The sequence below is a fragment of the Bradyrhizobium sp. USDA 4341 genome, from assembly GCF_054063755.1.
In genome coordinates, this window is record NZ_JBSSGO010000002.1 from 5,303,620 (window position 1) to 5,330,062 (window position 26,443).

Consider the following 26,443-nt stretch of genomic DNA (forward strand, 5'->3'; position numbering starts at 1 on the left):
TACTCCAACGTATCGGCGGTGCCAACACCTGCGAACCCTGTTCCGCCCCCTTATTGCTGGAGGCGGCGGACCATAAGCAGGGCTGGCTTCGGACGTCAATGCCATGGGCCATATATCCTCAGGGGCTCACCGCCGGCGGGTCGACCCAGCCGACATTGCCGTCCGTACGGCGGTATATGATGTTCAACCGGCCGCTGCCGCCATGCTGGAATACCAGGCAGGAGGCGCCGGTCAGATCGAGCTCCATGACGGCTTCGCTGACCGACAGCCGCTTCAGCGCAGTGGTTGCCTCGGCAATGATCACCGGGCTGTATTCGGTGACCTCATCCTCGTTCTCGGGCGCCTCGATGACGTAGCTCGGCGCGTCGAGCCCGACGCCGTTCAATTCGGCAAACGCAGCGTTCGCGGTGTAGGTCTTGCGGGCCGAGCGGTCCTTGAGCCGGCTCTTGTAGCGGCGCAGGCGCTTCTCGATCATCAAGAGCGCGGCGTCCGCGCTGGCGTAGGCGTCGGCGGCGTTGGATTCGGCTTCCAACATGATGCCGGAATCCAGATGCAGCGAGCAGTCGGTTCGGAAGCCGAAGCCATCCTTGCTCAGCGTGATGTGACCGGAATAGTTGCCATCAAAATACTTTCGCAGGACCTCGTCGGTGCGCTCGCTGACGCGCGCGCGAAGCGCCTCGCCGATGCTGATGCTCTTTCCCGAGATTCGAAGGGTCATTTGATGCCTCAATTGCTGGATGCCTCGATCACTCTTGCAGGAGCATGATGTTTGCTGGGCTTCGGGCCACCTCCCTTGCTGGACGACGCTTCGCCAGGAAAGATTGAGACTATCGCGATTTGACGCGAACGCAACGAGGGCATGATCCTGCCCGTACTCGGACGGGGTCATCCTGAAAAAGTAACCTAAACGGGGGCTGTATCGCGCGACCGGTCGGGCGAGGAGGCAGGAGCCGAAAGGGCATTACCGAGCATGCTCTGTTTGTCACGGCGGCGCTGCACCGAGGATGGTATCCGCATCGCCTCGCGGTACTTCGCGACGGTGCGGCGGGCGATATCAATGCCCGAAGCGCGCAAACGTTCCACGATCGTGTCGTCGGACAGAATCGCCGACGCCGCCTCGCCGTCGATCAATTGCTTGATGTGGTGACGCACCGCTTCGGCCGAATGCGCCTCGCCGCCGTCGGCGGAGGCGATCGACGCGGTGAAAAAATACTTCAATTCAAAACTGCCGCGATTGGTCGCCATGTATTTGTTGGCGGTGACGCGCGACACCGTCGATTCATGCATCTGGATCGCATCCGCCACCGCCTTCAGATTGAGCGGCCGTAAGTGCGCGACGCCATAGGTGAAGAATCCGTCCTGCTGGCGGACGATTTCGGTTGCGACCTTCAGGATGGTGCGGGCGCGCTGATCGAGCGCGCGGACCAGCCAGGTCGCGTTCTGCAGGCAGTCGGTGAAGTACGACTTGTCACCGTCCTTGCGGATCGTCTTCGACAGCTCAGAGTAATAGGTCTGGTTGACCAGGACGCGCGGCAGAGTGTCGCTGTTGAGCTCGACGTGCCAGCCGCCGTCGGGACCCGGACGCACATAGACGTCGGGCACCATGGTCTGCGTCCGCGCGGTGCCGAACTTCAGCCCCGGCTTCGGATCGAGCCGGCGGATCTCCGCGATCATGTCGGTGATGTCTTCGTCGTCGACGCCGCACAGCTTTCGCAAGGCCGCGATGTCGCGCTTGGCGAGCAGATCGAGATGCTCGACCAGCGCCTGCATCGCCGGATCGTAGCGATCGAGCTCGCGCAGCTGGATCGCCAGGCACTCGCTCAGGTTTCGCGCGCACACGCCCGGCGGATCGAACTTCTGCAGCACCGCGACGACCTCGTCGACCGCTTGCTGCGACGCTCCGAGCCGCTCGGCGGCCTGGCCGAGATCGGCCGGCAGGTAGCCGGCGTCGTCGACCAGGTCGATCAGATACTGCCCGATCATACGCTGCGCCGGCGCCGAGAACGCCACCGCGAGCTGTTCGGCGAGGTGGTCGGAGAGCGTCAGCTCGGCGGCCACGAAGGCCTCGAGATTGTATTCGTCGTCGCTGGAGGCGCCACCACCCCATTCGGTATAGACCGACGGCGGCGCATCCTGCGCGGCGCGCGCGGCGGCTTCGGCCGGCTCTTCGGAGAACACGTTGTCGAGCCCGGTATCGAGCGTCTGCTCGATCTCGGCGCGGGTGCCGAGGTCGCGGTTCAGCCATTCCTCCTGGCCGGGCTCAAAGGCGGCCTCGCCGCCCGAGCCCGCGGCCATGTCGGACGCCTCGCCCTCGTCTCCGTAGCTCGAGGAACCGGCGGAATCGCCGTAGTCCGGCCGCTCCATGGCCGGCTCGCCCGCCACCGGCGGTTCGGGCCCATCGGCGGCCCGATCGAGCAGCGGATTGCGCTCCAGCTCTTCCTCGACAAAGGCCGACAGATCCAGGTTCGACAGTTGCAGCAGCTTGATCGCCTGCATCAGCTGCGGCGTCATCACCAGCGACTGCGACTGGCGGAACTCTAGTCTTTGTGTCAGCGCCATGGAGGCAAGAACGATCCTGAAAGTTGGCTCGATTCTTGCTTAGCTTAGTCCGCGCACGATGTACACGGCTTGACGGATGCAATTTTTGGGCTAGAGGCGGAATTCCTCGCCAAGGTAAAGCCGGCGTACATCCGGATCGTTAACGATCTCCTCCGGGCTGCCCTCAGTCAAGATCTCGCCGGCATAGACGATATAGGCGCGGTCGGTCAGGCCGAGCGTCTCGCGGACGTTGTGGTCGGTGATGAGAACGCCGATGCCGCGGTTGGTGAGATGGCGCACGAGGTCCTGAATGTCGCCGACCGCGATCGGGTCGATGCCGGCGAACGGCTCGTCGAGCAGCATGTAATTCGGACGCGTCGCCAGCGCGCGCGCAATCTCGACGCGGCGGCGCTCGCCGCCGGACAGCGCGATCGACGGGCTCTTGCGCAGCCGCGTGATGTTGAACTCGTCGAGCAGCGAGTCCAGCTCGTGCTCGCGCTTCTTCTTCGAGGGCTCGACGACCTCGAGCACCGCGCGGATGTTCTGCTCGACCGTCAGGCCGCGGAAGATCGAAGCTTCTTGCGGCAGATAGCCGATGCCCAGGCGCGCGCGCTGATACATCGGCAGCTTGGTGACGTCGTGGCCATCGAGCTCGATCGCGCCGCGATCGGCCTTGATCAGGCCGGTGATCATGTAGAACACGGTGGTCTTGCCGGCGCCGTTCGGTCCGAGCAGGCCGACCGCCTCGCCGCGGCGCACATAGATGCTGACGCCGCGCACGACCTGGCGGCTGCCGAAACTCTTTTCCACGCTATGCACAGCCAGGTAGCCCGGCCGCTTGATAAGCTGCGGCGCCGAAGCGGCGTTGTTCTTAGCCGGATTCCTGGCCGGCCTCGCCCGCGCCGGGGCGGGTGCTGCTGCGGGCTGGGATCGCGGCAGCTCGACGGCGGGAACCGGAGCGGCGCGCGCCATCGGCGGCGCGTCGCGCACCGGTGACGTCAGCATCTCGCCGAACTGGTCGCCGAGCGCCGTGATGTCGTCATGCGCGCGCGCAAATCCGGAACTGCGTTTCGCAGGGCGCCGCCGGAACATGCCGAGAAAATCCACCATCCCCGCTTCGCTTCAGCCTTTCACGGTGATCCCGCGACCTTGCCTGCGGACCAATCGATTCGCACGGCAAAGCGCCAGCATGCGCCTTGAATGAATGGATGCCCCTGTCCCGGCCAACATAACTCCCCCTCAAAGGCACATCGTCCGGCCGGGCCGCTGGAGTAGATACAGTCTCGCCCCGCGCGCTTCAACCTCGCGGTCGCAAAATATTATCTAACTTATTGATTCTACTTCACCTTACGTGAAGCTTACTTTGTGAAGCCTATTTCGACTTGCTACCCGGAAGCAGTTGAAGCGGCGACGGGGCTGCAGGGGCCGCGCCGGGGGCGGCCGGTGTGCCGCAGCCGCCCTTGCCGTTCTGTCCGCCCTGCGACTGGATGAACAGGCCCTGCACCTTGCCGCTGTCGGACTCCACCCGCGAGACGCCGGTGGTCATGTCGACCAGCAGACGGTCGCCGCGCAGCACGTTCTGGCACTGGGTCAGCACCACCTGGCCGCCGCCGCCGCCGAGCATGGTGATCAGGTTGGTCTTGGTGTCGAAGATCGCGGTCTCGCCGGTGACGACCTGATCCTTCTGGGTGACGACGACATTGCCCTTCGCCTCCAGCCGCTTGATCGAGGACGCGCCGCCGGGGCCCGGGGTCGCCGATTGGATCGGCGCGCCCTTTGGCGCGGCGGCAGCCTTGGTGCCGCCCGCAGCCGGCGCCGGCGCCGGCGTCGACTTGTCCTCGTAGAACACGACAAGGACCTTCGAGGTCATGGTGGTGTCGCCCTGCACGACCTTCACATTGCCGGCGAAGGTCGCCTCCTTCTTCTTGTCGCGCATTTCGAGCGAGGCGGCCTCGATCTGGATCGGCTGGTCGCGGTTCTGCGAAAAGCCCTGCATGGCGTTGGGAACGCCACTCATCGAGCCTTGCGCGGCCGCGGCGCCGGCTGCGAACAGCGTGAGCAGAAAGGCCGCAATTGCGATGCCGTGCGGAAAACGTCTCATCATCAAATTCATTTCGGGTTGGCGGACTTGCGCGGCTTCGGTGGCGGCGGAGGTGGCGCGGGCTCGGCGGGCGGGCTCGGGTTGTTGTCGCCGAGCTTGTCCAGATTCATCACGACATTGCCTTCGAACCGCACGAGCTCGCCGCTGTTGTAGATCCTGAGGCGGTCGGCGGTCAGCGTGCCTTCGAGCAGCTTGACGTCGACATGCTCGTCCGACGACACGTTGCCCTTGTTGATGTCGACGAAGGCCTGCGTCAGCTTGGCCTCATAGCCGGTGGACGATTGCAGGAAGATATCCTGGCGCAGGTCGAGCAGCTGCTTCTTGTTGTCGAAGAAGCCGGTGCGCGCATCCATCGTCACCGTCGACTGATCCTGCTGCGCCACCTTGGCGCGGATCGTCTTCAGCTCGACATGGTCGGGATCGGTGACGTCCTGGATCGCCGCCTTGGCCCACATTTCATAGGGCCGGCCGTCGGCCGAGAAGCCGGCGATATGCGGCGATTCCATCGTGATCTTGGTGCCGGACACGACGAGGTTGTCCATCTCGACCGGCAGCTTGGGGATCATCTCGCGGAATGGATTGTAGACCGAGACGAAGATGATCGAGGCCATCGACAGCCCGACCACCGCAGGCACCGCGATGCGCAGGATCCGCACCATGCGGCTGTGCCGCGCGGCGGCGGCAAAGCGCGCCTCGAGGCCCGTGACATAGGCTGGATTCTGAACCGAATTCACCTGAGCTCCAGAGGCGCGAAATTGCCCCTATTCTAGCCGGAGCCGCCCGAATATGCAGCCCGGACCTCGCGTCGCGCCCCCCCCAAGCCGACTTCAAGGCGGACCACGCGTGAACAGTTTGGCCGAAACGGGGCGGAACCGGCCCTGCTGCGACGAATTCGGTGCCCATCATGAACGGGCGAAATCAGGAATGGGCGAAGATGTCCTCGGCCTCCCAGCCGTCGAGATCGAGCCTGGCGCGCGTCGGCAGGAAATCGAAGCAAGCCTTCGCGAGATCCGTCCGTCCCTCGCGCGCCAGCATGACATTCAACTTGTCGCGCAGCGCATGCAAATGCAGCACGTCGGACGCCGCATAGGCGAGCTGGGCCTCGCTCAGGCTCTGCGCACCCCAGTCGCTCGACTGCTGCTGCTTCGACAATTCGACGTTCAGCACCTCGCGCACCAGATCCTTCAGGCCATGACGGTCGGTGTAGGTGCGCGACAGGCGCGAGGCGATCTTGGTGCAATAGACCGGCGCCGGCATCACGCCGAACGTGTTGTAGAGCACCGCGACGTCGAACCGCGCGAAATGGAAGATCTTGGTGATCGCAGGATTCGCGAGCAGCGCCTTCAGGTTCGGCGAGTCGGTGTGCCCCTTCGGAATCTGGATCACGTCGGCGGTGCCGTCGCCGTTCGACATCTGCACCACGCAGAGCCGGTCACGGTGCGGATGCAGTCCCATGGTCTCGGTGTCGATTGCCACGGAATCGGTGTAGCGGGACAGATCAGGCAGGTCGCCGCGATGCAGGCGGATGGTCATGCTGTCAAAAACCTCGTCGAATCGCTCTCGGGACAAGCTATCGTTCAATTCCCCGACAGGCGAGCGTGCATCAAGCCTCGTTGTCCAAGCCTTGGCTTGCGTCTCGGCGTCAAAGCCCATCAAGGGCGGAGCGCCGGCAACGCGAACCATCATTGTGCACGCACAGATGGTTCAGGGTTTAGCGCCATTGTGCAGCGGAGACAATGGCTTGGGCAGTCCACAGCGCCTACGCAGGCGCGGCATTATTGCCAGCTGACGCGAAGCCCGAACCGGCCGGTGATATCGTCACGGCGGGTGCTGTCCACCGACGTCGTGTAACCCGCGCTCGCATAGGCGCTGATCGTGCGATTGAGCTGCGCGGTAACGCCGGCGCCGATCTCGACGGCGGTGCCGCGGCTTTGCACGCCGATCAGGTCGGTCGTCGCGAAGGCGATGCTGCGGTCGTTCGCGGCCGTGTGCCAGAGATTGGCTTCGAGATAGGGACGCAGTTCGGCAGTGCCGACGCTGAAGGTCGCGGGAACGCGCACGCCGAGCCGGCCGGTCAGCGTATCGGCGCTGCCGGGCGCGACGCTCGAGAAGATGTCGTTGAAGCTGTCGAACGACTGGCGCTGCCAGATCAGTTGCGCCTGCGGCTCGATCGCGAGAAAGCGGTTCAGCGGGATCGGCACGCCGGCTTCCAGCGACGCGGCGACGCCGGTGCCCGACACAAGCGCGCCGACCTGACGATCCGACCGCGGGCTTGCACCGTAGAAGCTGCCCATCAGCACGGCGTCGACGTACCAGCCTGAGGGGCCGACATGGGTCCAGTAGCCGCCGACATTCTGGCTGTCGATCGAGAGCGTGCCGGTGCGGACGTTGTTCATGCCGAGCGCGAAGCCGTTGATGCTGCCGCTGGCCCAGCCATACGCATAGAAGAAGCCCGCGCGATCATGATGCCCGGGCGCGGACTCAAAGCGCAGGATGTCGAGGCCGACCTGCACGCCGGCCATGGTGCCGTCGAAGGACGGACTGACCGTGCCGGCCCAGCTCTGCGCGCTGTGCGAGCCGTACGCGCGCGCCCACGCCGCCGGCTGTTCGCCGCCGCTGGTCAGCATGGCCTGATCGCCCTGGCGCTGATGGAAGGTGCCGAGCGTTGCGAGCCCGAGCTTCTGCGCGACCTGCGGCAACGCCGAATAGATCGCGACTTCCTCGCGGTAGAGCTCGACCGGCGCCGCGCCTGCCGGCGGCGGCGTCAGCGACGACAGGTCCTCGGCGGGCAGCATCGCGGGCGGCGGTACCACATTGGGCGATGCCGGCGGCGTTGGCGCGGGTGCAACCGGCGGCGCTGGCGACGATGTGCCGGGCAAGAGCTGCGAGCGGAGATACCAATTGTCGGCGCTGCCGGCGGAGACGCCGCCGCGAAACAGCAGATATTCGTGCGCGCCGGCCACGACGGCGTTGGAGAGGCCGAATGCACCGGGGGCCGTGCTTCCGCCGTTGACCGCTTGCACCACCATGATGCCGTCCGCGGTGGTCAGCGCGCCCGCGCCGCCGGCATTGGTGACGGTCACCGCGGTCGAGCCCAACGCAGTGCCGCCGGAGATGACGAGGCGATCCGACGGCGAACCGTCGCCGCCGAGTACGGTGCGCAGATAAAGCCCGCCGCCAGCGCCGACATAGTTGCCTGCGATCGTCAGGCTGTTCGCTGCGGTGGCGCCGCCGTTGTTGAGATTGATGACGCCGGCGTTGCTGACGGTGATCGGCGGCCCGCCCGGAAACGACGTGATCGACGGGTTCGCGCCGTTGCCGGCCAGCAGGCTGGTGCCCGCCGCAATCGACACATTGCCGGTCAGCGAGGTCTGCAGCGTCAGCGAACCGCTGTTGATGAAGGTGTTGGCGAAGGTGCCGGTGCCGGCCCAGGTCCAGTCAGTGCCCTCCATCGTCAGCGTCTGGAATCGCGCGAACGCATTGTCGGCCGTGCCGCTGCCTTGCAGCCGCACCTGGTTGTTGCCGCCGCCGCCATCGGCAAGGCCTGATATCTGCGAGCCGGTTTGCAGGATCATCGTCACCGCGCCGCCGCCGCCCGCGAGCGCCGTGCCGCTGTTGCCGGCGATCAGGCCGGCATTGACGATGGTGGTAGCGCCGTTGAGCGTGCGGATCGCGGGGCCGGACTGGCTGATGATCTTGCCGCCGGTGAGGTTCTCGATTCGGGCGGTGAACGATGAACCGGCAGTGTTGGAGAACACGCCGTCGGCATTGACGCCACGCGCCTCGATCGTGCCGCTGTTGCGCAGGACGGCGGCATTGCCTTGCATGAAGACGGTGTTGTTGGCGGTGCCGCCGGCATCGCCGCCGGTCGTCAGCAGCGTGCCGGTGTTGGTGATGGTCATGAATTGTCCGGCGGAGAAGATCGCACGCGCACCGGCGCCGGCCGTGGTGATGGTGCCGCTATTGGTGAAGGTGTTGCTGTCGCCGGTCTGCACATAGAGGCCGTGCGACTGCGGGCCTTGTGTGGTGATGGTCCCGGTATTGATCAGCGTATTGTTGTTGTGCTGCGTGAGACCGGTGATGGCAAGTCCGCGCGAGGTGCCGTTCTGCGTCGTGATCGTGCCGTTGTTGATAAGCGTGTTGCCGTTGCTGCTGGCGGCGATCGCATTGCTGCCGGCGCCCGTGGTCGTGATCACGCCCGACGCACCGTTGGTGAAGACATTGCCGTCGCCGCTGCCGAAGATTCCGGTGCCGCCGCCGCTGATGGTCAGCGTGCCGTTGTTGGTGGCGGTGCTGCGGGAGACAAGGCCGATCGCGTTGGCACCGGCGCCAGGCGTGATGCCGGCGCCCTGTAGCACGTTCACGGTGACGTTCGAACTGCCGGCTGCGGCTTGCACGCCAGCGGGCGAGGGATTCGGCGCTGTGGTCGAGCAGGTCACCGTCTGACCGCTCGCCGGCGCAAGACTGTCGCAGGCGGCAAACGCCTGCGATACCGATAGAAGACAGCCGCCACCCAAAGTGCACGACAGGATCGCCGCGAGCCGCGGTGAAACCATGCCCTTACTCCAACCTCGGCGCGAACCCGCCCCCCGGCCTCACGCCACCTGTGACCCCCTGCCCCGCTCTCAGCGTCGGCTGATCCGCTCCGTTCAAGCTTGAGACGATTTGCAGCGACCTGTTGCGCGATCGTCACAGACGGAACCATGAGCTGCATCATCACGATTCACATCCTTGGCGTGCGTACACTTCCGAGGTTCTGAAGTACAGCACTCACCCGTTGCAGTTATCGCCCGACACAACCGGGAACAATTGCCGTGCGGGCCGGGTGCGCTGCAGCCCCCATGTTCTCGCAGCACTCGACGTGGGGTGCGCGGCCAAGTCATTGTCGCTACGCGTTCAATTTCGATGGAACTGTTGCCCGCGCGCCCCATGAAATCCGACCGCACCCTCCCTATCTGTTGCCAGCCCGGACCCGCTTCGCAATGAAATGAGCCTTATGTCGGAACAGACCATCGCCGCGCCGATCGACGAACCGCAGGAACGCGGCTTTTCGCGCTATCAATCGTTCCTGATCGCGCTGCTTGCCTTCACGCAGTTCACCCTGATCCTCGACTTCATCATCATGTCGCCGCTCGGCGCCATCCTGATGCCGTCGCTCAACATCACGGCGGGGCAGTTCGGCGTCGCGGTCTCGGCCTACGCGTTCGCGGCGGGCATTTCCGGCATCCTCGCCGCCGGCTTTGCCGATCGCTTCGACCGCAAGCGGCTCTTGCTGTTCTTCTATGTCGGCTTCACGTTCGGCACCGTGCTGTGCGCACTGGCGCAGAATTTCCATATCCTGCTGCTCGGCCGCATCGTCACCGGCCTGTTTGGCGGTGTGATCGGCTCCGTCGTGCTCGCCATCGTCACCGACCTTTTTCCGCTGCATCTGCGCGGCCGGGTGATGGGCTTCATCCAGACCGCGTTCGCCGCGAGCCAGGTGCTCGGCGTGCCCGCCGGACTTTTCTTGGCCAATCACTGGAACTGGCACATCTGCTTCGTGGCCATCGTCGGCCTGTCGATCGCGGCAATCGCCACCATCGCGCTGGTGATGGAGCCGGTCGACGGACATCTCAAGCTGCAGCACGACAGCAACCCGTTCCAGCATTTGATCTCAACCGTCGCGCAGCCGCGCTACACGCTGGCCTTTTTGGTCACGACGCTGCTGGCGACCGGCGGCTTCATGCTGATGCCGTTCGGCAGCGCCTTCACCGTGCACAATCTCGGCATCGATATCGTCCATCTGCCGACGATCTATCTGGTCTCCGGCCTGTTCAGCATCCTGATGGGGCCGCTGGTCGGCCGCGCCAGCGATGCGTTCGGCAAATATCCGACCTTCATCTTCGGCTGCGTGGTGTCGGCCATCATGGTGCTGATCTACACCCATCTCGGCCACGTCTCGCTGCTGACCGCGATCATCGTCAATGTGCTGATGTTCGTCGGCATCTTCTCGCGCATGATCCCCTCCCAGGCGCTGATGTCGGCGATCCCCGACGCCAGCCAGCGCGGATCGTTCAGCGCGATCAGCGCGTCGGTGCAGCAGTTGTCGGGCGGGCTCGGCTCGGTGGCTGCAGCCGCAATCGTCGCCGAGAATGCGGACGGCTCGCTGCTGCATTTCGACCGCATCGGCTATGTCGTCGTGGCGAGCTCGATGATCTCGATGATCGCGATGTATTTCGTGCAGCGGCCGATCGCGCGGCGTGCGGGGCGGCGGGTGGTGTGAACGGAGGCGATGCGCACAGTCGAAGCGCCGCCGTCAATGATCCACCATTTCAGCAGCGATCGCTCACGCGGCACCATCGATGTTGGACGGAAAGGCTCCGTTCCAAGCGTGCTGGTATGATTTACCGGAGGGCGTAAACCCCGCACCGTGGCGGGTCACGGCTTCGCCGCACCCACCCACCGGATGCTGAGCGATTTCAATCGCTTAAAAAGGGGGTGGTGCCCAGGAAAGGACTCGAACCTTCACGGCCGTTAAGCCACTGGCACCTGAAGCCAGCGCGTCTACCAATTCCGCCACCTGGGCATGTGGAGCGGCTTAGTAAGGATCGGTTACGCGCTTGTCAAATTCGCGATTGGAAATTCAAATAGCCTGTACAGGATTGGGCTGATGGCGTATCGCGAGAAGCGCTAAATACGCCCAATCGCTCTCGAATCCGGCAGGAATGGACCTCATGGCATCGAACCTGGAAACGCTCGTCACGGTCTTCGGCGGATCCGGTTTTCTGGGACGGAACGTGGTCCGGGCGCTCTGCAAGCGCGAATACCGCGTGCGAGTCGCGGTGCGGCGGCCCGAACTGGCCGGCCATCTGCAGCCGCTCGGCCGCGTCGGGCAGATCCATGCCGTGCAGGCCAATGTGCGCTACCCGGCCTCGGTCGAGGCGGCGATGCGTGATTCGCATATCGCCATCAACCTGGTCGGCATCCTGGCCGAGGGCGGCGGGCAGAGTTTTGACGCGGTGCAGGTGAAGGGCGCCGAGACCATCGCCAAGACGGCGGCCGCGATTGGCGCCCGGATGGTCCATGTCTCCGCGATCGGAGCCGACGCGGATTCGCTGTCCGGTTATTACCGCGCCAAGGCGGAAGGCGAGCAGGCGGTGCAGGCGGCCCTGCCGCAGGCCACCATCATGCGGCCGTCGCTGCTGTTCGGGCCCGAGGATCAATTCACCAACCGCTTTGCGGCGCTGGCGCGAATGTCGCCGGTGCTGCCGCTGGTCGGCGGTGGCGTCAACAAGGTGCAGCCGGCCTATGTCGCCGACGTCGCGGACGCCGTGGCCGATGCCGTCGACGGCAAGGCGAAGGCAGGCGCGACCTACGAGCTCGGCGGCCCGGAAGTGCTGACCATGCGCGAGGTGATGCAGATCATCCTTCAGATCACCCAGCGCGACCGCATGCTGGCGCCGCTGCCGTTCGGCCTCGCCAAGCTGCAGTCGTATGTCCTGCAATTCGCGCCGGGGCCGTTCACGCTGACGCCGGACCAGGTCGCGATGCTGCGTTCGGACAATGTGGTGTCCGACGCCGCCAAGGCCGCCGGCCTGACCTTCGCCGGCCTCGGCATCACGCCTGATTCGATGGAAGCGATCGCCCCGCAATATCTCTGGCGCTTCCGCGCGACGGGGCAGTTCCAGAAGAAGAGCGCGTAGGCGGGCTCCACCCGTCGTCCCGGCCAAGCCAACGGGTCGGCGCGAAGCGCCGCCCGATGACAGGCTCCGCGCGAGCCGGGACCCATAACCACAAATGCTGCGGGTGTGGAGCGTTGGGGCCACAGCTCTTCGCGACTGAAATAGCTGTGGTTATGGGTCCCTGCTTTCGCAGGGACGACAGAGTGCCTTACCGTCCCATCGCCAGCGCGATCAGGCCGAGCGTGCCGACAATCACGCGCCACCAGGCGAAGAACGTGAAGCCGCGGCGGGTCACGAAGTTGAGGAATGCCCGCACCACGATCATCGCGGTGATGAACGACACCACGAAGCCGACCGCGATGACGCTGAGATTGTCCGAGGTGAAGTCGGCGCGGTTCTTGTAGAAATCATAGGCGAAAGCGCCGACCATGGTCGGGATCGCGAGGAAGAACGAGAACTCCGCCGCCGAGCGCTTGTCGGCGCCGAGCAGCATCGCAGCCACGATGCTGGCGCCGGAGCGCGACACGCCGGGGACCATCGCCAGGCACTGCGCGACGCCGATCCAGAAATACATCAACAGCGGGAACCGGGTCGCGTCGTCCTCGTACACTTTGAGATCGAGCTGATCGACCCAGAGCAGGACGGCGCCGCCGACGATCAGCGTGAAGCAGACCACCCACGGATTGAACAGGAATTCCTTGATGTATTTGCCGGCGATCAGGCCGATCACGACGGCGGGCAGGAACGCCACCAGCACGCCGATGACGAAGCGGCGGTCGTCGGGATTGGAGAACATGCCCAGCGCGACGCGCCACAATCTGGTGAAGTAGAGCACGAGGATCGCGAGGATCGCACCGAGCTGAATCAGGATCGCGAAGCTTTTCCAGAAATTGCCTTCGCCGAGATTGAAGAAGCGTTCCGCGAGCAGCAGGTGGCCTGTCGAAGAAACCGGCAGGAACTCTGTGACGCCCTCGACGATGCCGAGAATCACCGCCCGCAGCATATCCGTCATCATGATCTGATCTGCCCTGTGTGGAAAACCGAATTCTTCTCGCTTATTCGCACATAGGCCGCAATCGCAAAGAATCGTCAAACAATGGGTTACCCGGCCGATTTGCTGGGCTATAGCGTTTTTGTGACCCGCACCATCTGCGGGGGGTGGCTACCGGTTTGCGTGCTGACGCGACATAGAGACGAGCGGAACTGGTCTGGCCAAATCACAGGTTCAGGTCACACAGGTTGATGGTTTCTTAAGCGCCACGACACTACCAAGGGCTTCATGTATACGCTGTATCACCATCCGTTCTGTCCGCATTCGCGCTTCATTCGCCTTGTGCTCGGCGAGTATGGCCTCGATCTGCGCCTGGTGGAGGAACGGGTCTGGGAGCGGCGCGAGGCGTTCCTGGCGCTCAATCCGGCGGCAAACACGCCGGTGCTGATCGCCGAGGGCTTTCCGCCGATCCCGGGGGCGCCTGTGATCGCCGAATATGTCGACGAAACGCATGGCCTCGATGCCGGCGAACGTCGGCTGCTGCCGACCTCGACGGCCGAACGCGTCGAGGTGCGCCGGCTGATGGCGTGGTTCAACGAGAAATTCTTCGAGGAAGCCTCCAACCCGCTGGTGACCGAGCGGATCTACAAGCGCTTCATGAGCGAGGACAATGGCGGCGGCCCGCCGGCTCCCGACATCATGCGCGCCGCCAAGGTCAATGTGCGCTATCATCTGAACTATATCGGCTGGCTGGCGAAGACGCGGAACTATCTCGCCGGTGACCGCCTCACCTACGCGGATCTCGCCGCCGCGGCGCACCTCTCGGCGATCGACTATCTGGGCGACGTGCCATGGAGCGAGGACGACGCGGCAAAGGCGTGGTACGCGCGGGTGAAATCCCGCCCGTCGTTCCGCCCGCTGCTCAGCGAGTGGCTGGCGGGGGTGCCGGCGTCGCGCACCTATGTGGACCTCGACTTCTGAACCAGGCGGTCCGGCTCTCTCCGTCCGATCTCAAGGCCGCCCTTGGGCGCGAGGCGCGCGCGCTCGGCTTCGATGCCATCGGCTTCACCGATCCCGATGCGACGCGCGAGGCCGGAGGATATTTTTTGGAATTCCTCGGCTCCGGCGGCCATGGCGACATGGACTGGCTCGCGGCCAATCCGGAGCGGCGCACTGAGCCGCGCGTGCTGTGGGATGGCGTGCGCTCGATCATCATGCTCGGCGTCAATTACGGGCCCGACGAAAATCCGCTTGATGTTCTCGCGCGCCGATCGCATGGCGCGATCTCGGTCTATGCGCAAGGCGACGACTATCACGACGTGATCAAGAAGCGGCTCAAGACGCTGGCGCGCTGGCTCGCCGCCATGACCGGCGACGAGGTGAAGGTGTTCGTCGACACCGCCGCGGTCATGGAGAAGCCGCTCGCACAAGCCGCCGGCATCGGCTGGCAGGGCAAGCATACCAATCTGGTGTCGCGTGAATTCGGCTCGTGGCTGTTTCTCGGCGCGATCTATTCCGCCACCGAGCTGCCGAGCGATGAGAGCGAAGCCGACCATTGCGGCAGTTGCCGCGCCTGCCAGGACATCTGTCCGACCGCGGCGTTTCCCGTCCCCTACAAGCTCGATGCGCGGCGCTGCATCTCGTATCTGACGATCGAGAACAAGGGTCCGATTCCGCACGAATTCCGCAAGGCCATCGGCAACCGCATCTATGGCTGCGACGATTGCCTCGCGGTGTGCCCGTGGAACAAGTTCGCGCAAGCGGGACGCGAGCAGAAACTCGCCGCGCGCGACGCGTTGCGCGCCCCCACGCTCGCCGATCTCGTGCGGCTCGACGATACCGCGTTTCGCGCGCTGTTCACGAAATCGCCGGTCAAGCGCATCGGCCGCGACCGCTTCATCCGCAATGTGCTGATCGCGATCGGCAATTCCGGCGATGCGAACCTTGCCGGCGAAGCGCAGCGCCTGCTCGACGATGCAAGCCCGCTGGTGCGCGGCGCGGCGGTGTGGGCGCTGTCGCAGCTGATCGCCCGCGATGCGTTCGCGGCGCTGGCGTCACGGACCGGCGGCGAGCCTGATATCACCGTGCAGCAGGAATGGCGCGCGGCAGCCGCCTCTTGATTTCATCGCGCTGTTCCCGTCATGGTCGACAACCATGACAAACCAGCCCTTCTTCACCAGACATGGCGACGGCTTCATGCCGACGTCAGTTGCCAACGGACCGTGGAGCCCGGAATCGATGCACGGCCGCGTCGTGATCGGCCTGCTCGGCTTCGTCATTGAGGAGCGCCACAGCTCCGCCGATTTCGTCCCCGCACGGCTCACGGTCGACATGTTTCGACTGCCCAACATCACGACACCGGTCGAGGTGACGACGAAGCTCGTGCGCGATGGGCTCCGCATCAAGGTGATCGAGGCCGAGTTTATCTCCGGCGGCACCAGCATGGCGCGCGCCTCCTGCCAGTTGTTGCGCAGGACGGAAAATGCGCCCGGCAATGTGTGGTCGCCGCCGAACTGGAAGGTGCCGGCGCCCGCGGAGATCCCGAAGCCGGCCGATCCGAGGCTCGGCATGAACGGCAAATGGGAGACGCGGCCGATTGTCGGCCACATGGGTTCGCTCGGCGAGCGCCGGCTCTGGATGAGCGAAGTCCGCGAGCTCGTCGCGGGCGTGAAGATGACGCCGTTCGTCCATGTCGCGACCGGCGCGGATTTCGCCAGCCCGTTCGCAAACGCCGGCGACCAGGGCCTCGGCTACATCAACAGCGACGTCACGATCTATCTGCATCGTCTGCCGGTCAGCAACTGGATCGGCTTCGAGGTCGTCAATCATCACGCCACCGACGGCATCGCGATCGGCGAGTGCTGGCTCTATGACGAGAAAGGTCCGATCGGCACCTCCACCGTCGCGGCGCTCGCCCAGCGCAAGCCGATGACCAATCCGCCGCCGCCCTAACCGTCATTCCGGGGCATCGCGCAGCGATGAACCCGGAATCCATTTCTCGGCCATGGCATGCGGCCCGATGGATTCCGGGCTCGCGCTTCGCGCGCCCCGGAATGACGACAGAGAAATTGCGGCTTCGATCAATCCAAGTGCCGCTTCATCTCCGGCCGGGCCCTCAGCGCGGCGCCCTGCTTGCCGACGATCTTCGCGATCCGCTCCGGCGCGAAGTTCAGATCGACGAAGGCGGGCGCGGTGTTGGCGACCTCGTGGTACTCCGTGATCTTGCCGTCGCGCAGCCGCATGATCGCGACGCCCTCGAACATCGCACGCGCGCCGTTGGCTTCCGGCAAAGTCGAGCGGTAGCTGAAAGTGTAGCGCGCGTAGAGCGTCGTGCCGTCGCTGACCGGATCGTGCATGACCCAGCGGAAATCGGTCGCGGTCCGATAGAACCAGTCGTTGATCATCTCGGCGATTTTTGCGTGACCCTCGAACGCGCCATAGAACACGTCGTGGTAGACGCCGTCCTCGGTGAAGAGGCTCGCGAAGGCCTTGCCGTTGCGCTGCTCGACCGCGTCGCAGAATGCGCGCAGCATGCTTGTTGTATTATCCATTGGCTTCTCCCTTTACGGAGAGCCTAGCCGATCTCCGCCACCGCGGCGATGATCCGCGCGATGTCCTGCGGACGCGACAGCCGGTGATCGCCGTCCTGGATCATGGTCAGCACCACGTCCTCGGCCGGCAGCCGATGCACCAGCGCGAAGGCGTGCTTCCACGGCACGTCGGGATCCTGCGCGCCCTGCAGGATGCGCACCGGACAGCCGACGTCGATCTGGCTGCCGAGCAGCAAATGGTTGCGGCCCTCCTCGATCAGATTGCGGGTGATCGGATAGGGCGAGCCGTCGCCATAGTCGGACGGCCTGAGCCAGACGCCCTTGGTCTCGATCTCGGCGCGGATCTCCGGCGAGAAGCCCTTCCACATCAATTCCTCGGTGAAGTCGGGCGCCGGCGCGATCAGCACGAGACCGGCGAGCTGGGCTTTGCCGCCGCCGCCCGCATTGCCACGTCTGGCGATCTCGCGCGCCAACAGCAGTGCCATCCAGCCGCCCATCGAGGACCCGATCACGACCTGCGGCCCGCGGCAGAACTGCGAGAAGACGGCGACGCTCTCCTCGAGCCAGCGGCCGATCGTGCCGTCCGCAAAGTCGCCGCCGGATTCGCCGTGGCCGGAATAGTCGAACCTGACCGAGCTGCGGCCATGCTCGGCGGCCCATGCATCGAGCGCGATCGCCTTGGTGCCGGTCATGTCGGACTTGAAGCCGCCGAGCCAGAACAGGCCGGGATTGCTGCCAGCCCGGGCGCGCACCGCGATCCGGCGTGCCGAACTGCCCTCGCCGACCTCGATGAAGGCGGGTTCCTGCTCGAATGCGGCGGTTTGGCTCATTGTTCGGTCACTCGCGTGTCAGAGACCTGCTTTTCAATCGTCGCGCGGCAGCGGTCAACGGCAACAGGCCCGCCTTGCAGAGCAGGCGCGCCCGCTATATGTGCCGGGCGTGGCCAAAATGCCTCGCAATTGACGGTTTTGCCGCGTAAAAGAGCGAGTTCGCTTGCCCGTCGCAGCGTCTTGCTTCAAAATATCCGCCTTCCCTTTCACAACTTTGGAGAGTTACCCATTCGCCGTCCCAATAGAGCCCCGCCCACAGTCGCAAAAGACGGGCCGCGCACCAATGATGAGATTCGCAACGCGCAGATCCAGCTGATTGATTCAGATGGTGTCAACCAGGGCACCGTCGAAACCATGGTGGCCATCAAGATGGCCATGGAAGCCGGTATGGATCTTGTCGAGATTTCGCCGAACGTCAGTCCTCCGGTCTGCAAGATCATGGACTACGGCAAGTACAAATATTCCGCGCAGAAGAAGGCCGCCGAAGCTCGCAAGAAGCAGAAGGTCGTCGAGATCAAGGAGATCAAGCTCCGCCCGATGATCGACGATCACGACTATGACGTGAAGATGCGCGCGATGCAGCGCTTCTTCGAGGAAGGCGACAAGGTCAAGATCACCTTGCGCTACCGCGGTCGTGAGATGGCGCACCAGGAGATCGGCACCAAGCTCTTGGACAAGGTGAAGGCCGACGTTGCCGAGTTCGCCAAGGTCGAGCAGGACGCGAGGTTCGAAGGCCGCCAGGTCGTGATGGTGCTGGCGCCGCGCTAATTCGAATTCGTCGCTTTGCTGAAAATGGAGCAGCCCGTCAGACCCTCTGGCGGGCCGTTTCGTATGTGAGGACTGCCATAGCCCGACGGTGCCAACCTCCCCTTGAAAAGGGGAGGTCGCTTTGCTCGCCAGAGCAAAGCGGGTGGGGATCATCCCTCTCCGCACGCAGCGGCGCCTGCGGCTGACCCCATCCCGACCTTCCCCCTTTTAGGGGGAAGGAGCAGGCCGAGCTCGGCCCGGTTCCGCCGTCTCAAACGTTGCAAAACCGCCGATCCTCTGTCATAAGCCGGGCCTTCGCCGCCCGGCTGATCAAGGGCTGCCGTGGCGACGTTCAGTGCAGGTTCTTTCAATTCGGAAAAAACCATAGCACTTTCAACGCTCTAACGAGCATTTTGGCCGGCCGAACGCCTCTTTGGGCGATATTCGTGTTGGGCGACAGGAGAGCTAAATGCCCAAGTTGAAGACCAAGTCGGGCGCTAAAAAGCGCTTCAAGGTGACTGCCACTGGCAAAGTCATGCACGCCCAGCGCGGCAAGCGCCACGGCATGATCAAGCGGACGAAGAAGCAGATCCGTCAGCTCCGCGGCACCCGCGTGCTGTTCAAGACCGACGGCGACAACGTCAAGAAGTACTTCTTGCCGAACGCCTGATCGCGCTCATCTGCTTGAACCCGGCCGCGCCTGGCGCGGCGCCCCGTCACTTCTTCTAGATCTCAAGGATTTCCGTCATGTCTCGCGTCAAACGCGGTGTGACCTCTCACGCCAAGCACAAGAAAGTCTTCAAGGCCGCCAAGGGCTATTACGGCCGCCGCAAGAACACGATCCGCACTGCCAAGCAGGCTGTCGAAAAGGCCGGCCAGTACGCCTTCCGCGACCGCAAGCGCAAGAAGCGCACCTTCCGCGCGCTCTGGATCCAGCGCATCAACGCCGCGGTCCGTCCGTTCGGCATGACCTACAGCGTGTTTATCAACGGCCTCTCCAAGTCGGGCGTCGTGGTCGACCGCAAGGTGCTGTCGGATCTCGCGATCCACGAGCCGGTTGCGTTCCAGGCGATCGCCGAGAAGGCCAAGGCTGCGCTGGCTGCCTGATCCCGCTAGCGGGCCTTCTGGCCCGCTTTCAGCGCCTTCTGCGAATAGCGCTGGGCGACCTGCGCCCGACAGAACGCCGTAAACGAGATGTACATGGTGCCGGATTCATTCCGGTACTTGCGGTCGCAGACCTGCATCTCGTGCTGGTACGCCCGCTTCGGCGCGCCCTTGAGGCTGGACAGGAAGTCCGCCTCGCATTTCTTCTCGACCACGTCACCGAACTGGACGTCTCCGCTGGCGCCGTATTCGCACGCCTCGAAGATCTTCATCGCGCGGTTGCAGCTCGGCGCCTTCTCCAGCACCGCGATGATGTCGTCCATCTGGGTCGATTTGGCGGGACATTCCTCGGTCGCGGCCTGCGCCGTGGCAAGCATGAACAGCACCGCCGGCACGGCCAGGCAAGATCGCAGCAACATCGCGTGGGTCTCCTTGAACTCCCCTTGGGTAGCCCGACCTCCGCGCAGGGTTCAATGCTGCCGGCCACAAGCCCGAAATGACCGGCTTTTTGCTTGACGTTACGGCCTTCGGGCAGCGACAACCCAGCCGAATTTTGGCGCATGGTTCGGAAGCCGGTTCTTCCCGCCGGATCATGCTCAGCGCAGGAATTGACCGTGTCCGACCTCGCAACGCTCGAAACATCCATCCTCGACCAGATCGCCTCGGCCGCTGACGAGGCCGCCCTCGAGGCGGTGCGCGTCTCGGCGCTCGGCAAGAAGGGCTCGATCTCGGCCCTGCTTGCCACCCTCGGCAAGATGTCGCCGGAGGAGCGCAAGACCGAAGGCGCCAGGATCAACCTCGCCAAGGATGCGGTGACGCAGGCGCTTGCGGCCAGGCGCGACGTGCTGAAAGCAGCCGCGCTCGATGCACGCCTTGCCGCCGAGACCATCGACGTCACGCTGCCGCTGCGCGAGACGCCGGCGGAGACCGGCCGCATCCATCCGCTGAGCCAGGTGTGGGACGAGCTCACCACGATCTTCGCCGACATGGGCTTTGCGGTCGCCGAAGGTCCCGACATCGAGACCGACGACTACAACTTTACAAAACTGAACTTCCCGATCGGCCATCCGGCGCGCGAAATGCACGACACCTTCTTCTTCAATCCGAAGGAGGACGGCACGCGCATGCTGTTGCGCACCCACACCTCGCCGGTGCAGGTGCGCACCATGCTGAGCCAGAAGCCGCCGATCCGCGTGATCTGCCCGGGCCGCACCTACCGCATCGACTCGGATGCGACGCACACGCCGCAATTCCACCAGGTCGAAGGCCTCGTGATCGACAAGGGCTCGCATCTCGGCCACCTCAAATGGATCCTGCACGAGTTCTGCAAGGCGTTCTTCGAGGTCGACCACATCAACATGCGGTTCCGGCCGTCGTTCTTCCCGTTCACCGAGCCGTCGCTCGAGGTCGACATCCAGTGCCGCCGCGACAAGGGCGAGATCCGCTTCGGCGAGGGCGAGGACTGGATGGAGATCCTCGGCTGCGGCATGGTGCATCCGAACGTGCTGCGCGCCTGCGGCATCGACCCCGACGTCTACCAGGGTTTTGCCTGGGGCATGGGCATCGACCGCATCGCGATGCTGAAATACGGCATCGCCGATCTCCGCCAGCTGTTCGAAAACGACATCCGCTGGCTCAACCACTACGGCTTCAAGCCGCTCGACATCCCGACGATTGCGGGAGGATTGAGTACGTGAATCCAACTCCCGCTGCCATCGCGGAGAGAGCCCCCACCCCAGCCCTCCCCCGCAAGCGGGAGAGGGAATGGATAGCCTGTGCTCGCGTGGATACGAAGGTTCCATCGCCGCGGACGGTCGGACTCCCTCTCCCGCTTGCGGGGGAGGGCTGGGGTGGGGGTATCTCCACAAAGGGGCTGGCAATGGTCGATCCCGAGCATCCGGATTGGAAGGTGTCCGATAGACTCCGGTCCAACGCCCGTGCACTTCGCAAGAACTCGACCAATGTGGAACGAATGCTCTGGTCGGAACTGCGCGGCAATCGCCTGAACGGCGCAACCTTCCGCCGGCAAGTGCCAATCGACAACTACATCGCCGATTTCGTCTGCCATGCCGCAAAGCTGGTGATCGAACTCGACGGCGGCCAGCATTTTTCAGACCACGGCGAACGCGCCGACGCCGCGCGCTCGGCCGTCATCGAAGCGAGAGGCCTCAGAGTGCTTCGCTTCAGCAATCTCGACGTCCTGACAAATCGCGAAGGCGTCCTCGAAACAATTGCCGCTGCCATCGCGGAGAGAGCCCCCACCCTGACCCTCCCCCGCAAGCGGGAGAGGGGACCGGAGAAGTCATCGTCATGAAGTTCACCCTCTCCTGGCTGAAGGAACATCTCGAGACCGACGAGCCGCTCGACAAGCTTGCTGACAAGCTCACCATGATCGGGCTTGAGGTCGAGAACATCGAGGACAAGGCGAAGGCGCTCGTGCCGTTCACCATTGCGCGCGTGATCTCGGCCGAGCAGCATCCGAATGCCGACCGGCTGCGCGTCTGCATGGTCGACACCGGCGACGGCGGCGCGCCGGTGCAGGTGGTGTGCGGCGCGCCGAATGCGCGTGCCGGGCTGATCAGCGTGTTCTCGCCGCCCGGCACCTACATTCCCGGCAAGGACATCACGCTCGGCGTCGGCACCATCCGCGGCGTCGAGAGCCGCGGCATGCTGTGCTCGGCGGCCGAATTGCAGATCTCGGAAGACCACGACGGCATCATGGAGCTGCCGGCCGACGCGCCGCTCGGCAAGGGCTATGCCGACTGGGCCGGGCTCGGCGATCCCGTCATCGAGATCAATTTGACGCCGAACCGGCAGGACTGCACCGGCGTGCACGGCATCGCGCGCGATCTCTCCGCCGCCGACATGGGCAAGTTCAAGGACCAGGGCATCAGGCCGATCAAGGGCGAATTCCCCTGCCCGGTTCAGGTGAAGGTGGAAGACGCCACGCTGTGTCCGGGCTTCGCGCTGCGGCTGGTGCGCGGCGTCAAGAACGGGCCGTCGCCGGAATGGCTGCAGAAGCGGCTGATCTCGATCGGCCTGCGCCCGATCAACGCGCTGGTCGACATCACCAACTTCATGACCTACGACCGCGCGCGTCCGCTGCACGTGTTCGACGCCAAGAAGGTGCAGGGCAACCTCACTGTCCGCCGCGCCAAGGACGGCGAGACCCTGCTCGCGCTCGACGGCCGCACCTACACGCTGGACAGCAATGTCTGCGTGATCGCCGACGAGCACGGCGTCGAATCGCTCGCCGGCATCATGGGCGGCGAGGCCTCGGGCTGCGACGACAACACGACTGACGTGCTGATCGAATCGGCGCTGTGGAACGAGATCAACATCGCGCAGACCGGCCGCAAGCTCGGCATCAATTCGGATGCGCGCTACCGCTTCGAGCGCGGTGTCGATCCGGCCTTCATGGTGCCCGGGCTCGAGCTCGCGACCAAGCTGGTGCTGGAGCTGTGCGGCGGCACGCCGTCCGAGAACGTCGTGGTCGGCAAGCAGTTCGGCGAGGATCGCGTCGTCGATTTCCCGCTCAGCGAGGTCAAGCGCCTCGCCGGCATCGAGGTGCCGTTGGTCGAGGTGAAGCTGATCCTGACCCGGCTCGGCTTCATGCTGGCCGGCAACGGGCCTGTCGTGAAGATCGCGATCCCGTCCTGGCGCACCGACGTGCAGGGCAAGGCCGACATCGTCGAGGAGATCGTGCGTATCGTCGGCGTCGACAAGGTGCCGATGACGCCGTTCGATCGTGGCGAGGAGCCGCGCAAGCCGGTGCTGACGCCGATGCAGCAGCGCACCCGCCGCGCCAAGCGCGCGCTCGGCGCCCGCGGCATGGTGGAGGCCGTCACCTGGTCGTTCATCACCGATGACGCGGCCAAGCTGTTCGGCGGCGGCCAGAGCGAGCTCGTGCTTGCCAATCCGATCGCAGCCGATCTCTCCGACATGCGGCCGAGCCTGCTGCCCGGCCTCGTCGCGGCGGCTCAGGCCAACAACAACCGCGGCTATCCCGATGTCGCGCTGTTCGAGGTCGGCCAGGTGTTCCGCGGCGACCGACCCGAGGACCAGCTCGTGGCTGCCTCCGGCGTACGCCATGGCTACGCCTCGTCGAAGGGGATCGGGCGGCATTGGACCGGCTCGGCCGCGGCGGACGCGATGGATGCCAAGGCCGATGCCTTCGCCGTGCTGGCGGCCGCCGGCGCGCCGATGCAGGCGCTGCAGGTCGTCCCGGGCGGTCCCGCCTGGCTGCATCCGGGACGTTCCGGCACCATCCAGATCGGCCCGCAGAACGTACTCGGCACCTTCGGCGAGCTGCATCCGCGTGCGGCCGAGGCGCTCGGCGCCGACGGTCCGATGATCGTGTTCGAGGTGATCCTCGAGCGGATCCCGGAAGGCAAGCAGAAGGCGACCCGCGCCAAGCCGGTGCTGGAGCTCTCGGCGTTCCAGCCGGTGTCACGCGACTTCGCCTTCATCGTCGATCGCAGCGTCAAGGCGGGCGACATCGTCCGCGCGGCGCAGAATGTCGACAAGAAGCTGATTACCGGCGTCACCGTGTTCGACGTCTATGAAGGCAAGGGCATCGATCCCGACAAGAAGTCGATCGCGATCGCGGTGACGATCCAGCCGCGCGAGAAGACGATGACCGACCAGGAGATCGACGCGATCGCCGCCAAGGTCGTCGCCGAAGTGACCAAGAAGACCGGCGGCACGCTGCGGGCGTGAACCGACGCGAGCGACGGATTGCTCCCTCGCCCCGCTCTTGCGGGGAGAGGGTTGGGGTGAGGGGCTTTCTCCACGTGTGCGGTGATAGTTACTTTTGCGGAGACTCCCCCTCACCCGAAATTCAAGCTGTGCTTGAATTTCGACCTCTCCCCGCAAGCGGGGCGAGGTAAGAGACGCCTCCCATGACCTCCTTCACCCTCCTCCCCTCGGACATCTCGACCAGCATCGCGCTTGCGATCTGCGCGATCGCTTTCGTGTCGGGCACGGCGCGCGGCTTCTCGGGCTTCGGCTCGGCGCTGATCTTCATGCCGCTCGCAAGCAGCGTGGCGGCGCCACGGCTGGTGGCGGCGCTGCTGCTCATCATCGATTTCGTCGCCGCCGCGCCGCTGCTGCCGAACGCCTGGACCCATGCCGATCGCAAGGCGACCGCGGTGATGGTCGCCGGCGCGCTGGTCGGCGTTCCCGTCGGCACCTATTTCCTGACGGTGCTCGAGCCCGTGACCACGCGCTGGATCATCTCCTGCTTCGTCGCGGCGCTGCTCGCTCTGCTGCTGTCGGGCTGGCGCTATCACGGCAAGGATCACGCCGCGCTCTCGATCGGCGTCGGCGGCCTCTCCGGCTTCTGCAGCGGCCTTGCGCAGACCGGCGGACCGCCGATCGTCGCCTACTGGCTGGGACGCCCGATCTCGTCGGTGATCTCCCGCGCCAACATCGTGCTGTTCTTTGGGGCCTCGGATTTCTTCTCGCTGGTCAGCTACTGGTTCACCGGATTGATCACGATCGAGTCGATCAAGTTCTCGCTGATCGTCGGCCCCGTCTACGGCATTGGCGTCTGGTTCGGCGCATCGCTGTTCGGCAAGGCCAGCGAGCAGGTGTTTCGCGCGATCTGCTACGCGCTGATCGCAGCAGCCGTCATCGTCGGCCTGCCGGCGCTTGATGGCATTTTGCGCGGCGGCTAGGGTCCAGAAAATAATCAGGGAGAGAACCGATGATCGATCGCCGCAATGCATTGAAACTGGCGCTCGGCAGCGCCGCCATGCTCGCGGCGCCGAGCGCGCACGCGCAGGGCGCAAAGCCGCGCACGCGGATCGTGTTCCTCGGCACCAAAGGCGGTCCGCGGGTCGGTAACGGCGCCTCCAACCCCGCCAATCTCGTCGTCGTCAACGACACGCCGTTCGTGATCGATTGCGGCATGGGCGTCAGCCGCCAGCTGGTCAGCGCCGGCGTGCCGATCCCGTCCGTGAAGTACATCTTCATCAGCCACCACCATTCCGATCACAATCTGGAATACGGCAATCTGTTCTACAACGCCTGGGCGGCCGGCCTCTCGACGCCGATCCACTCGTTCGGCCCCACGGGCATCGAGGCGATGACCAAGGAATATTGGGAGCTGAACAAGTTCGACGTCGAGACCCGGATCGCGGACGAAGGCCGGCCCGATCCGCGCAAGCTGCTGATCGCGAAGGACATCACCGACGACGGCGTGGCGCTGAAGACGCCTGACGTCACCGTCACCGCGTTCCGCACGCCGCATCCGCCCATCACGGACAACTTCGCCTACAAGTTCGAGACCCCGGACGGCACGATCGTGTTCTCCAGCGACACCGCCTACAATCCGAAGCTTGCCGAGTTCGCGAGGGGCGCCGACGTGCTGGTGCACGAATGTCTCTACATTCCCGCGGTCGATCGGCTGGTGGCAAAGACCAAGAACGGCGCGACCTTGAAGAAGCATCTGCTCGACAGCCACACCTCAACCGAAGACGTCGGCCGCATCGCAGCCGCCGCCGGCGTGAAGACATTGGTGCTGAGCCACTTCGTCCCCGGCGACGACTCTGATGTCACCGATGACGACTGGACCAGGGACGTGAAGACGAATTTCAAGGGCCGCATCGTGGTCGCCAAGGATCTGATGGAGCTGAAGCTGCCGGTGTGAGCTTTCCCATCCGTCATTCCGGGGCTCGCGAAGCGAGAACCCCGGAATGACGGGAGGAGAGAGCGGCTACTCCGAATCACTGAGTCGCCCGACGGCGACGGGATGTGCGACCCAGATGGTGCCACAGACTCGCCGTCGTCCCTGCGAACGCAGGGACCCATAACCACAAATGCTGTTCGTTGCGCGATACTGGGACTACGAGTCTCGCCTACAATGTTCTTCACGGAGTTGATGGTGTGGACGGCCCCCTACGGCATCAGTATGCCAG

Annotated in this window: 24 protein-coding genes and 1 tRNA gene; 13 read left to right on the forward strand and 12 right to left on the reverse strand. The window is 64.7% G+C overall.

Annotation, left to right across the window (positions count from 1 at the left end):
* Positions 1–118 precede the first annotated feature (118 nt).
* The 7 genes from hpf to ACVIGB_RS31185 form a co-directional block, all read right to left on the reverse strand.
* On the reverse strand, positions 119–718 hold the full coding sequence (gene hpf, locus ACVIGB_RS31155) for a ribosome hibernation-promoting factor, HPF/YfiA family (RefSeq protein ID WP_092120840.1): 600 nt from the start codon (positions 716–718) through the stop codon (positions 119–121).
* Positions 719–903: 185 nt separating this feature from the next.
* The gene (rpoN, locus tag ACVIGB_RS31160) at positions 904–2,559 is read right to left on the reverse strand and encodes an RNA polymerase factor sigma-54 (protein ID WP_456719788.1); all 1,656 of its coding nucleotides are present in this window, start codon (positions 2,557–2,559) and stop codon (positions 904–906) included.
* 90 nt (positions 2,560–2,649) lie between these two features.
* A complete protein-coding gene (lptB, locus tag ACVIGB_RS31165; protein ID WP_456719787.1) occupies positions 2,650–3,648 on the reverse strand; it encodes an LPS export ABC transporter ATP-binding protein in 999 nt (332 codons plus the stop codon).
* 262 nt (positions 3,649–3,910) lie between these two features.
* Positions 3,911–4,642 (reverse strand): LptA/OstA family protein, encoded by a 732-nt coding sequence (locus ACVIGB_RS31170; RefSeq protein WP_456719786.1) that lies wholly within the window; start codon positions 4,640–4,642, stop codon positions 3,911–3,913.
* 5 nt (positions 4,643–4,647) lie between these two features.
* Positions 4,648–5,373 (reverse strand): LPS export ABC transporter periplasmic protein LptC, encoded by a 726-nt coding sequence (lptC, locus tag ACVIGB_RS31175; RefSeq protein ID WP_092120852.1) that lies wholly within the window; start codon positions 5,371–5,373, stop codon positions 4,648–4,650.
* 184 nt (positions 5,374–5,557) lie between these two features.
* A complete protein-coding gene (locus ACVIGB_RS31180) occupies positions 5,558–6,172 on the reverse strand; it encodes a ribonuclease H-like domain-containing protein (protein WP_212312608.1) in 615 nt (204 codons plus the stop codon).
* 242 nt (positions 6,173–6,414) lie between these two features.
* Positions 6,415–9,195 (reverse strand): autotransporter family protein, encoded by a 2,781-nt coding sequence (locus ACVIGB_RS31185; protein ID WP_456719785.1) that lies wholly within the window; start codon positions 9,193–9,195, stop codon positions 6,415–6,417.
* 440 nt (positions 9,196–9,635) lie between these two features.
* On the opposite strand from ACVIGB_RS31185, the gene ACVIGB_RS31190 reads away from it, so the two are divergent.
* Positions 9,636–10,901, forward strand: a complete 1,266-nt coding sequence (locus tag ACVIGB_RS31190; RefSeq protein ID WP_456719784.1) for an MFS transporter — start codon at positions 9,636–9,638, stop codon at positions 10,899–10,901.
* A gap of 216 nt (positions 10,902–11,117) precedes the next feature.
* On the opposite strand, the gene ACVIGB_RS31195 is transcribed toward ACVIGB_RS31190, so the two are convergent.
* Positions 11,118–11,204: transfer RNA gene (locus tag ACVIGB_RS31195), tRNA-Leu, on the reverse strand.
* A 148-nt stretch (positions 11,205–11,352) separates the two neighbouring features.
* Here ACVIGB_RS31195 and ACVIGB_RS31200 point away from each other — a divergent pair.
* Positions 11,353–12,321 (forward strand): complex I NDUFA9 subunit family protein, encoded by a 969-nt coding sequence (locus ACVIGB_RS31200; RefSeq protein WP_456719783.1) that lies wholly within the window; start codon positions 11,353–11,355, stop codon positions 12,319–12,321.
* A 187-nt stretch (positions 12,322–12,508) separates the two neighbouring features.
* Here the strand turns inward: ACVIGB_RS31200 and ACVIGB_RS31205 are convergent, their stop codons facing one another.
* A complete protein-coding gene (locus ACVIGB_RS31205; RefSeq protein WP_092120867.1) occupies positions 12,509–13,315 on the reverse strand; it encodes an undecaprenyl-diphosphate phosphatase in 807 nt (268 codons plus the stop codon).
* A gap of 264 nt (positions 13,316–13,579) precedes the next feature.
* Between ACVIGB_RS31205 and ACVIGB_RS31210 the strand changes: the two genes are divergently transcribed.
* Genes ACVIGB_RS31210 through ACVIGB_RS31220 form a run of 3 tightly spaced genes read left to right on the forward strand, consistent with a single transcriptional unit; the run spans position 13,580 to position 16,243 of the window.
* The gene (locus ACVIGB_RS31210; protein ID WP_092120870.1) at positions 13,580–14,272 is read left to right on the forward strand and encodes a glutathione S-transferase family protein; all 693 of its coding nucleotides are present in this window, start codon (positions 13,580–13,582) and stop codon (positions 14,270–14,272) included.
* On the forward strand, positions 14,221–15,411 hold the full coding sequence (gene queG, locus ACVIGB_RS31215) for a tRNA epoxyqueuosine(34) reductase QueG (protein ID WP_456719782.1): 1,191 nt from the start codon (positions 14,221–14,223) through the stop codon (positions 15,409–15,411). Before ACVIGB_RS31210 ends, queG begins: the two co-directional genes overlap by 52 nt.
* A gap of 34 nt (positions 15,412–15,445) precedes the next feature.
* Positions 15,446–16,243 (forward strand): acyl-CoA thioesterase domain-containing protein, encoded by a 798-nt coding sequence (locus ACVIGB_RS31220; protein ID WP_456719781.1) that lies wholly within the window; start codon positions 15,446–15,448, stop codon positions 16,241–16,243.
* Between the two features lie 128 nt (positions 16,244–16,371).
* Here ACVIGB_RS31220 and ACVIGB_RS31225 read toward each other — a convergent pair whose 3' ends face one another.
* Entirely contained in the window at positions 16,372–16,842 is a 471-nt protein-coding gene (locus ACVIGB_RS31225) for a nuclear transport factor 2 family protein (protein WP_456719780.1), read from the reverse strand.
* 23 nt (positions 16,843–16,865) lie between these two features.
* The gene (locus ACVIGB_RS31230; protein WP_456719779.1) at positions 16,866–17,672 is read right to left on the reverse strand and encodes an alpha/beta hydrolase; all 807 of its coding nucleotides are present in this window, start codon (positions 17,670–17,672) and stop codon (positions 16,866–16,868) included.
* Between the two features lie 228 nt (positions 17,673–17,900).
* On the opposite strand from ACVIGB_RS31230, the gene infC reads away from it, so the two are divergent.
* The 3 genes from infC to rplT all read left to right on the forward strand — a co-directional run bounded on the left by infC (position 17,901) and on the right by rplT (position 19,526).
* Positions 17,901–18,440: a translation initiation factor IF-3 gene (gene infC / locus ACVIGB_RS31235; protein WP_092126381.1), complete on the forward strand. Its 540-nt coding sequence runs from the start codon at positions 17,901–17,903 to the stop codon at positions 18,438–18,440.
* A gap of 448 nt (positions 18,441–18,888) precedes the next feature.
* Positions 18,889–19,089, forward strand: coding sequence for a 50S ribosomal protein L35 (gene rpmI / locus ACVIGB_RS31240; RefSeq protein WP_008539890.1), 201 nt, complete (start codon positions 18,889–18,891; stop codon positions 19,087–19,089).
* Positions 19,090–19,166: 77 nt separating this feature from the next.
* Positions 19,167–19,526 carry a 50S ribosomal protein L20 gene (gene rplT, locus ACVIGB_RS31245; protein ID WP_029081033.1) on the forward strand — a complete coding sequence of 120 codons (360 nt, stop codon included), beginning with the start codon at positions 19,167–19,169 and terminating at the stop codon, positions 19,524–19,526.
* A gap of 5 nt (positions 19,527–19,531) precedes the next feature.
* On the opposite strand, the gene ACVIGB_RS31250 is transcribed toward rplT, so the two are convergent.
* Complete coding sequence (locus ACVIGB_RS31250) at positions 19,532–19,942, reverse strand: hypothetical protein (protein WP_456719778.1); 411 nt, start codon at positions 19,940–19,942, stop codon at positions 19,532–19,534.
* A gap of 195 nt (positions 19,943–20,137) precedes the next feature.
* Between ACVIGB_RS31250 and pheS the strand changes: the two genes are divergently transcribed.
* The 5 genes from pheS (at position 20,138) to ACVIGB_RS31275 (ending at position 26,175) form a co-directional block, all read left to right on the forward strand.
* Entirely contained in the window at positions 20,138–21,220 is a 1,083-nt protein-coding gene (pheS, locus tag ACVIGB_RS31255; RefSeq protein WP_456719777.1) for a phenylalanine--tRNA ligase subunit alpha, read from the forward strand.
* 182 nt (positions 21,221–21,402) lie between these two features.
* Positions 21,403–21,837, forward strand: a complete 435-nt coding sequence (locus ACVIGB_RS31260) for an endonuclease domain-containing protein (protein WP_456719776.1) — start codon at positions 21,403–21,405, stop codon at positions 21,835–21,837.
* On the forward strand, positions 21,834–24,242 hold the full coding sequence (gene pheT, locus ACVIGB_RS31265) for a phenylalanine--tRNA ligase subunit beta (RefSeq protein ID WP_456719775.1): 2,409 nt from the start codon (positions 21,834–21,836) through the stop codon (positions 24,240–24,242). The genes ACVIGB_RS31260 and pheT overlap by 4 nt, the downstream gene beginning before the upstream one ends.
* Positions 24,243–24,424: 182 nt before the next feature.
* Complete coding sequence (locus ACVIGB_RS31270; protein ID WP_092120891.1) at positions 24,425–25,201, forward strand: sulfite exporter TauE/SafE family protein; 777 nt, start codon at positions 24,425–24,427, stop codon at positions 25,199–25,201.
* A 29-nt stretch (positions 25,202–25,230) separates the two neighbouring features.
* A complete protein-coding gene (locus ACVIGB_RS31275; protein ID WP_456719774.1) occupies positions 25,231–26,175 on the forward strand; it encodes an MBL fold metallo-hydrolase in 945 nt (314 codons plus the stop codon).
* Positions 26,176–26,443: the final 268 nt, after the last annotated feature.

Excerpts from the sequence above, each read along its gene's own strand:
- hpf (WP_092120840.1), bottom strand. The coding sequence starts at position 718 with ATGACCCTTCGAATCTCGGGAAAGAGCATCAGCATCGGCGAGGCGCTT.
- rpoN (WP_456719788.1), bottom strand. The coding sequence starts at position 2,559 with ATGGCGCTGACACAAAGACTAGAGTTCCGCCAGTCGCAGTCGCTGGTG.
- lptB (WP_456719787.1), bottom strand. The coding sequence starts at position 3,648 with ATGGTGGATTTTCTCGGCATGTTCCGGCGGCGCCCTGCGAAACGCAGT.
- ACVIGB_RS31170 (WP_456719786.1), bottom strand. The coding sequence starts at position 4,642 with ATGATGAGACGTTTTCCGCACGGCATCGCAATTGCGGCCTTTCTGCTC.
- ACVIGB_RS31180 (WP_212312608.1), bottom strand. The coding sequence starts at position 6,172 with ATGACCATCCGCCTGCATCGCGGCGACCTGCCTGATCTGTCCCGCTAC.
- ACVIGB_RS31185 (WP_456719785.1), bottom strand. The coding sequence starts at position 9,195 with ATGGTTTCACCGCGGCTCGCGGCGATCCTGTCGTGCACTTTGGGTGGC.
- ACVIGB_RS31190 (WP_456719784.1), top strand. The coding sequence starts at position 9,636 with ATGTCGGAACAGACCATCGCCGCGCCGATCGACGAACCGCAGGAACGC.
- ACVIGB_RS31200 (WP_456719783.1), top strand. The coding sequence starts at position 11,353 with ATGGCATCGAACCTGGAAACGCTCGTCACGGTCTTCGGCGGATCCGGT.
- ACVIGB_RS31205 (WP_092120867.1), bottom strand. The coding sequence starts at position 13,315 with ATGATGACGGATATGCTGCGGGCGGTGATTCTCGGCATCGTCGAGGGC.
- ACVIGB_RS31210 (WP_092120870.1), top strand. The coding sequence starts at position 13,580 with ATGTATACGCTGTATCACCATCCGTTCTGTCCGCATTCGCGCTTCATT.
- ACVIGB_RS31220 (WP_456719781.1), top strand. The coding sequence starts at position 15,446 with ATGACAAACCAGCCCTTCTTCACCAGACATGGCGACGGCTTCATGCCG.
- ACVIGB_RS31225 (WP_456719780.1), bottom strand. The coding sequence starts at position 16,842 with ATGGATAATACAACAAGCATGCTGCGCGCATTCTGCGACGCGGTCGAG.
- ACVIGB_RS31230 (WP_456719779.1), bottom strand. The coding sequence starts at position 17,672 with ATGAGCCAAACCGCCGCATTCGAGCAGGAACCCGCCTTCATCGAGGTC.
- rpmI (WP_008539890.1), top strand. The coding sequence starts at position 18,889 with ATGCCCAAGTTGAAGACCAAGTCGGGCGCTAAAAAGCGCTTCAAGGTG.
- rplT (WP_029081033.1), top strand. The coding sequence starts at position 19,167 with ATGTCTCGCGTCAAACGCGGTGTGACCTCTCACGCCAAGCACAAGAAA.
- ACVIGB_RS31250 (WP_456719778.1), bottom strand. The coding sequence starts at position 19,942 with ATGTTGCTGCGATCTTGCCTGGCCGTGCCGGCGGTGCTGTTCATGCTT.
- ACVIGB_RS31260 (WP_456719776.1), top strand. The coding sequence starts at position 21,403 with ATGGTCGATCCCGAGCATCCGGATTGGAAGGTGTCCGATAGACTCCGG.
- pheT (WP_456719775.1), top strand. The coding sequence starts at position 21,834 with ATGAAGTTCACCCTCTCCTGGCTGAAGGAACATCTCGAGACCGACGAG.
- ACVIGB_RS31270 (WP_092120891.1), top strand. The coding sequence starts at position 24,425 with ATGACCTCCTTCACCCTCCTCCCCTCGGACATCTCGACCAGCATCGCG.
- ACVIGB_RS31275 (WP_456719774.1), top strand. The coding sequence starts at position 25,231 with ATGATCGATCGCCGCAATGCATTGAAACTGGCGCTCGGCAGCGCCGCC.